Raw genomic sequence first — 6838 nt, forward strand, 5'->3', positions numbered from 1 at the left:
TCGTGACGTTGTAACCCTGCCCCCTGTTACACGGGCCCCCCCCCCCCCCCTTTCCGGGTCGCGGGGCCACGCCGCTGTCTGGCATAGGAGCCATCAGTGACCAAGCCCAGCGCCACGCCCGTCCTGATCACGGTCACCGGACCGGACAAGCCGGGGGTGTCCTCGGTGCTGTTCGCGGTGCTGACCAGGCACGGCGTGGAGATCCTCGACGTCGAGCAGGTCGTCATCCGCGGTCGCCTGGTGCTCGGCGTCCTCGTATCCGCCGGCCACGACCCGGAGGGGTTGCAGGAGACCGTCGAGCAGGCCATGGCGACGGTGTCCATGCAGGTCGAGGTGGAGATCGGCGCGGACTCGAAGCGGACCGCGCGGCTGGAGTCCAGCCACGTGCTGATCCTGCTCGGCCGCCCGGTGACGGCCCGCGCGTTCACCGAGGTGGCGCGGCGGCTGGCGTCGCTGGGCGTGAACATCGACGCCATCCGGGGCGTGGCCGACTACCCGGTCACCGGCCTCGAACTGCGGGTCTCCGTGGCCGCCGACACCCCGGAGAGCGACGCGCAGCTGCGCTCGGCGCTGGCCCAGGTGGCCGTGCGCGGCGGGCTGGACATCGCGGTGGAGCGCGCCGGGCTGATCCGGCGGGCCAAGCGGCTGGTCGTGTTCGACGTCGACTCCACGCTCATCCAGGGCGAGGTGATCGAGATGCTGGCCGCCCACGTCGGGGTGGAGCCGCAGGTCAAGGAGATCACCGACGCGGCGATGCGCGGCGAGCTGGACTTCACCGAGTCGCTGCGGCGGCGGGTGGCGCTGCTGGAGGGCCTGGACGAGTCCGTGCTGGACGAGGTCGCGGCGTCGCTGGAGCTGACGCCGGGCGCGCGCACGACGATCCGGACGTTGAAGCGGCTCGGGTTCCGCTGCGGCGTGGTGTCCGGCGGCTTCACGCGGGTGATCCAGCGGCTGGTGGACGAGCTGGGGCTGGACTTCTGCGCGGCCAACGAGCTGGAGGTCGTGGACGGCAAGCTGACCGGCCGGGTCCTGGGCGAGGTCGTCGACCGGGCCGGCAAGGCGGTGGCGCTGCGGCGGTTCGCGCACGAGCAGGGCATCCCGCTGGCGCAGACCGTGGCCGTCGGCGACGGCGCGAACGACATCGACATGCTGGGCACCGCCGGGCTGGGTGTCGCCTTCAACGCCAAGCCCGCGTTGCGCGAGGTCGCGGACACCGCGCTGTCGCACCCGTTCCTGGACGCGGTGCTGTTCGTGCTCGGCGTGACGCGGGCCGAGGTGGAGGCCGCGGACGCGGCGGACGGTCTGGAGCTGAACCGGCTGTGAACCCGATCCTGAGGATGCTGGTCGACCGGCACTACGCGACCGACGAGGAGGACCCGGAGTCGGTGCGGGCCATGCCGGTGGTGCTGCGGATCGAGCGGTCCGCGCCGCCGTCCCGGACCGACGTGCTGGAGGCCGCCGCGGCGGCGGCCGTCGCGGTGTGCCTGGACGACCGCGCCCTGCCCGGCGGCGAGTGGCACGACGAGCTGGTGGCGTGGGTGCGCGGGCGGATCCGGAAGGTGACGCGGCGGGCCCGGGGCGCGCACTGGGAGGCCGTGCAGGCGTTGCCGGGCGTGACGGTCGTGGTCGGCGGCGCGTCCGTGCGGGCGTTCGTGCCGGGGCGGGTGGTGGACCTGCCCAAGGAGCTGAGCCGGTTGCAGATCTCGGGCAGCGAGCTGCCGCTCGACACCCCGGGCCCGGTGCCGCCGGGCGCGCACGAGCTGTGGCTGAACCCGCGGGTCGGGATGACGGCGGGCAAGGCGGCGGCCCAGGTCGGGCACGCGTCGATGCTGCTCGCGCCGCACCTGTCCGACGCCGAGCTGAAGGAGTGGGCGGCGCTGGACTACCGGTGCGCCGTGCGGACGCCGTCCGCGGCCGAGTGGGACGCCCTGGTGGCCCGCCCGGACGCCGTCGTGGTCCGGGACGCGGGCTACACGGAGGTCGCGCCGGGCACCGCGACGGTGGCCGTGCACCGGCGCTGACGTTTCGTTCGTTTGATTTGCCGGTTTTGCGGTAACCATCCCCGTCGTGGGTCTCTTGGACGTGGTGGACGAGAAGCTCGGTGACGGGCTCGAAAGCCTGCTGTGCGCGCATCACGGCAGACGGTTGCGCAAACTCGGGTGGGGCTCGGCGTTCGCGCCCGAGGCCGGCTGGTGGACGCCCCGCCGCCCGGTGCGGTCGGGCAACCGGGTCGAGGTGCTGGTGGACGGGCACGAGGTGCTGCCCGCCGTCGCGTCGGCCATCGGGTCGGCGCGCAAGTCCGTGCACCTGGCGGGGTGGTGCGCGAGCCCGGACTTCCGGCTGACCCGCGAGCCGGGCGCCCCGACGCTGCGCGAGCTGCTGGCGTCGGCCGCCGAACGCGTGCCGGTGCGGGTGCTGCTGTGGGCCGGGCCGCCGGTGCCGATGTTCGAGCCGACCCGGAAGCGGGTGCTGGCGGCGCAGCGGGACTTCATGCGCGACAGCGCGGTGTCCTGCGTGCTCGACGCGCGGGAGCGGACGATGCACTGCCACCACGAGAAGATCGTGGTGATCGACGACGAGGTGGCGTTCGTCGGCGGGATGGACCTGACCGCGGTGGAGGGCGACCGCCACGACACGGCGTCCCACCCGCCCCGCGAACCGCTGGGCTGGCACGACATCGGCAGCCGCCTGGAGGGCCCGATCGTCGCGGACGTCGCGGAGCACTTCCGCGCCCGGTGGCAGGAGGTGGCGGGGGAGGAGCTGCCCGAGGTCGTCCCGCCCGCCCCGGCCGGGTCGTCCTCCGCGCAGCTGGTGCGCACGATCCCCGAGCGGACCTACGACTTCGCGCCGCGCGGCGAGTTCAGCCTGCTCGACTCGTACCTGCGGGCGTTGCGCAACGCCTCGCGGCTGGTCTACATCGAGAACCAGTTCCTGTGGTCGCCCGAGGTGACCGAGGTGCTGCTGGACAAGCTGCGCAACCCCCCGCACCCCGACTTCCGGGTGGCACTGGTGCTGCCGCGCAAGCCGAGCAACGGCGCGGACACCACCCGCGGCCAGCTCGGCCGGTTGCTGGACGCGGACGACGGCAACCGCCGCCTGGTCGCCGCCACGCTGTCGTCGCACGACGGGGCCACGTCCTCCTCGGTGTACGTGCACGCGAAGCTGGCCGTGGTGGACGACCGGTGGCTGAGCATCGGTTCGGCCAACCTGAACGAGCACTCGCTGTTCAACGACACCGAGGTCAACGTGGTGACCGACGACCCGGCCGTGGCCCGCGACACCCGCCTGCGCCTGTGGTCGGAACACCTCCGGCTCCCGCTGGAGGACGTCTCCGGTCCCGCGCACGAGGTCGTGGACACCCTGTGGCGCGGCACCCTGGAGTCCTCCGGCGAGCACCGCCTCACGGCCCTGCCGGGCGTCTCCCGCCGAGCCGGCCGCCTGCAAGGCCCCCTCCGAGGCCTCCTCGTCGACGGCTGACCCTCGCGTGTCCTACGTTCGTGTCGCGAGAGTCCTACGTTCACGACGCGAGAGTCCTACGCCCAGGACACCCGAGTTGAACGCTCAGAACACGCGACCTGGGCTTTCACCCTGCACGGCGACCGGTCAGCCGGCCGCGTCGAGGCGCTTCAGCGCCGCCCGCACGACCTCCGGGTCGTACGTCGTCCAGAACGGCGGCAGCGAGGCGCGCAGGAACCCGCCGTAACGGGCCGTCGCCAGCCGCGAGTCGAGGACGGCGACCACGCCCTTGTCGCTCATCGAACGCAGCAGCCGCCCGGCTCCCTGCGCCAGCAGCAGCGCCGCGTGCGTGGCCGCCACGGTGAGGAAACCGTTGCCACCGCGCGACTCCACCGCCTTCTGCCGCGCCGACGCCAACGGGTCGTCCGGCCGCGGGAACGGGATGCGGTCCATCACGACCAGTTGCAGCGCGGGCCCCGGCACGTCCACCCCCTGCCACAGCGACAACGTCCCGAACAGGCACGTCCGCGCGTCCTCGGCGAACCGCTTCACCAACTGCCCCGTGGCGTCGTCACCCTGGCACAGCACGGGGTGGTCGACCTTGCCCCGCAACGCCTCCGCCGCCGCCTTCGCCGCGCGCATCGACGAGAACAGCCCCAGCGTCCGCCCACCGGCCGCGTTGACCAGACCCTCGATCTCGTCCACGTAGGACGGTGGCAGCCCGTCGCGCCCCGGCGGCGGCAGGTGCCGCGCCACGTACAGGATCCCGCTGCTGCCGTGCTCGAACGGCGAGCCGACGTCCAACCCGGTCCACCGCGGCCCGCTCACGTCCGACGGCGGCTCCTTGTCCGTCGCCGTCCCCTCGGCCTTGCGCGCCCCGGACGCCGCCGGCAGCCCCCACTGCCGCGCCAACGTGTCGAACGTGCCGCCCAGCGTCAAGGTGGCCGACGTCAGCACCGTGGTCCGCTTGCCGAACAGCCGCTCCCGCAGCAGCCCGCCGACGCCCAGCGGCGCCACCCGCAGCGACGGCGCCTTGTTGCGGTCCGCGAAGTCGCCCGACACCCACACCACGTCGTGCTCGGCGTCGAACGCCTCCAGGATCCGCGTCGCGCAGTCGTGCACGTCGTCCAGCAGCGACAGGGCCAGCTTGCGGGACGTCGCGCCGTCCACGTCCTCCTTGCGCTCCGGCCCCAACGACGTGATGCACGCGTGCGCCGCGTCCTTCGTCGCCCGCAACGCCCCGGCCAACGCCTGCGGGAGGCTGTCGAGCCGCCCGACCGGCATCTCCTCCAGGATCATCGCCAGGCCGTCGCTCGCCTCGGCCATCCGGTCGGCCACGTTCTGGTCGATGAGCCGCCCGCAGCGCCGCGCGGCCGTGGCGACGAGGGACGCGCTCAGCTCCTCCGTGGCCACCGACGTCACCCGGTCGACCAGGTCGTGCGCCTCGTCGATCACGACCACGTCGTGGTCGGGCAGCACCTGGTAGCCCTCCAGCGCGTCCACGGCCAGCATCGCGTGGTTGGTCACCACGACGTCCGCCTTGCCCGCCTGCGCCCGCGCCCGCTCGGCGAAGCAGTCGACGCCGATCGGGCACTTGTTCACGCCGAGGCACTCGCGCGCCGTCACCGAGACCTGCCGCCACGCCTGGTCCGTGACGCCGGGCACGAGCTCGTCCCGGTCACCGGTCTCGGTGTCGGAGGACCACTCGTGCAGCCGCTTGATCTCGCGGCCCATCTTGGACACCGCGAACGGGTCGAACAGGCCCGCGTCCTCCGGCTCGTCCGGCGCACCGGTGTGCAGGCGGTGCATGCACAGGTAGTTGCGGCGGCCCTTGAGGATCGCGAACCGCGGCTCGCGGCCGAGCACCTTGCGCAACGCCTTGGCCAGCCGGGGCAGGTCGCGGTCGACGAGCTGGCGCTGGAGCGCGATCGTGGCGGTGGAGATGACCACCGTCGACTCCTCGGCCACCGCGTGCCGCAGCGCGGGCACCAGGTAGGCGAGCGACTTGCCGGTGCCCGTGCCCGCCTGGACGGCCAGGTGCTCACCGGTCCGGATCGCGCGCTCGACCGCCTCGGCCATGTCGACCTGGCCCTGGCGCTCGGCTCCGCCTACCGCCTCCACGGCGACGGCGAGCAACGTCCTGGTGTCGGGGATCGCGGTGGTGGCGGGCACGGCGAAGACCGTACCCGCCGACCCCGTCACCGGGCTGCCGGGTTACTCGCGCCCGACGAGGACCCAGGTGGCGGGCAGGACGCCCGCGGCGAGGGCCACCTTGAGCACGTCACCCAGCAGGAACGGCGTCACGCCCAGCTGCAGCGCTTGGCCGAGACCGACGCCCGCGGCGGCCATCAGCCACGGCACGCCGCACGCGTAGACCACCAGGTTGCCGACCGCCATCGTGCCGATGGTGCGCAACGGCGTCCGGTCGCCACCGCGCGCGGCCAGGTGGCCGACCAGCGCACCGGCGAACACGAACCCGACCACGTACCCGAGCGACGCGGGCAGGCCCGACGACCCGCCCTGGAACCACGGCACACCGGCCACGCCGGCGACCAGGTACAGCGCCATCGCCGCACCGCCGCGCCGCCACCCCAGGGTCGCACCGACCAGCAGGGCGGCGAACGTCTGGCCGGTGATCGGCACCGGGCTGCCCGGCACGGGGAACGCGACCTGGGCGGCCAGCCCGGTCAACCCGGCACCCGCGACGACCAGGGCGATGTCCCGCGCGAGTGCGCCCGGGACCAGGTCGGCGAGGACCGGGCGGCGGCCGGGTACGGCGAGGACGGACACTTCGGACCTCCAGGGGATCGACTGCCCGGCGAGGTTAACCGGCGGTCACTCGTTCGGTCTTTGTCGAACCTCTACAAAGTTGACCCGGTCGTGGTGTTCGGCGCGGGCGCGGCGGACACCACAAAGTGAGACTCTTTCTCGAATGGGGATCACCCGAAAGGGCTGCTTGGTGGTCATCGGAAGTGCGCACCGCGAACCTCACCCCCGGATCGAGTGACAACGTGAAGTGTTTTCGAGCGGTACGCCCACGTTCGGTGGGTCGAGTTGGGCGGTTCGAGTGGACGCCGTCCCCCTTTACGGTCAGCAACCCTTAACCCCGGGAGTGGAGCGCCGATAGGGGGAATTACGCGACAAGGCGTGGTGAGAGGGGAGCTTCCATGCGCGGCAGCCTCACGGTCTCCGCCGGCCACGTCACCCCGTCCGGCTCGTCGACGGCCCCCGGCGCCGGAACCGCGCGGTGGGTGGTGGCCGGTGCGGTGCCCCTGGTGGCCGGCCCGCTCCCGACCCGCGCGGTCCGCGGACGACGAGCGGCGTCCGACGAGTAGCGCGCGTGTGCCCCGGAGAGCGCCCGCCCCCAGGCGCCCTCCGGGGC

The 6838-nt window shown here is 73.4% G+C and carries 6 protein-coding genes; 4 read left to right on the plus strand and 2 right to left on the minus strand.

Annotated elements, in window-relative coordinates; genetic code table 11:
* The first annotated feature begins 96 nt into the window (after nucleotides 1-96).
* The 3 genes from serB to AB0G02_RS17780 are packed head-to-tail and all read left to right on the plus strand — an operon-like array spanning nucleotide 97 to nucleotide 3477.
* On the plus strand, nucleotides 97-1323 hold the full coding sequence (gene serB, locus AB0G02_RS17770) for a phosphoserine phosphatase SerB (RefSeq protein WP_360795189.1): 1227 nt from the start codon (nucleotides 97-99) through the stop codon (nucleotides 1321-1323).
* 14 nt (nucleotides 1324-1337) lie between these two features.
* Nucleotides 1338-2021, plus strand: coding sequence for a peptidyl-tRNA hydrolase (locus AB0G02_RS17775; protein ID WP_360795200.1), 684 nt, complete (start codon nucleotides 1338-1340; stop codon nucleotides 2019-2021).
* 46 nt (nucleotides 2022-2067) lie between these two features.
* Nucleotides 2068-3477, plus strand: coding sequence for a phospholipase D family protein (locus AB0G02_RS17780; protein ID WP_360795192.1), 1410 nt, complete (start codon nucleotides 2068-2070; stop codon nucleotides 3475-3477).
* A gap of 126 nt (nucleotides 3478-3603) precedes the next feature.
* Here the strand turns inward: AB0G02_RS17780 and AB0G02_RS17785 are convergent, their stop codons facing one another.
* Both AB0G02_RS17785 and AB0G02_RS17790 read right to left on the minus strand, forming a co-directional pair.
* Nucleotides 3604-5535, minus strand: coding sequence for an ATP-dependent DNA helicase (locus tag AB0G02_RS17785; RefSeq protein WP_360795203.1), 1932 nt, complete (start codon nucleotides 5533-5535; stop codon nucleotides 3604-3606).
* 135 nt (nucleotides 5536-5670) lie between these two features.
* Nucleotides 5671-6246, minus strand: coding sequence for a biotin transporter BioY (locus tag AB0G02_RS17790; protein WP_360795194.1), 576 nt, complete (start codon nucleotides 6244-6246; stop codon nucleotides 5671-5673).
* A gap of 377 nt (nucleotides 6247-6623) precedes the next feature.
* On the opposite strand from AB0G02_RS17790, the gene AB0G02_RS17795 reads away from it, so the two are divergent.
* The gene (locus AB0G02_RS17795; protein ID WP_360795197.1) at nucleotides 6624-6791 is read left to right on the plus strand and encodes a hypothetical protein; all 168 of its coding nucleotides are present in this window, start codon (nucleotides 6624-6626) and stop codon (nucleotides 6789-6791) included.
* Nucleotides 6792-6838 lie beyond the last annotated feature (47 nt).

The sequence above is a fragment of the Actinosynnema sp. NPDC023658 genome, assembly GCF_040639995.1.
GTDB lineage: Bacteria > Actinomycetota > Actinomycetes > Mycobacteriales > Pseudonocardiaceae > Actinosynnema.

What these genes read in the sequence shown, in the direction of transcription:
- AB0G02_RS17775 (WP_360795200.1), top strand. Translation starts at nt 1,338, where the DNA reads ATGCTGGTCGACCGGCACTACGCGACCGACGAGGAGGACCCGGAGTCG.
- AB0G02_RS17785 (WP_360795203.1), bottom strand. Translation starts at nt 5,535, where the DNA reads ATGGCCGAGGCGGTCGAGCGCGCGATCCGGACCGGTGAGCACCTGGCC.
- AB0G02_RS17795 (WP_360795197.1), top strand. Translation starts at nt 6,624, where the DNA reads ATGCGCGGCAGCCTCACGGTCTCCGCCGGCCACGTCACCCCGTCCGGC.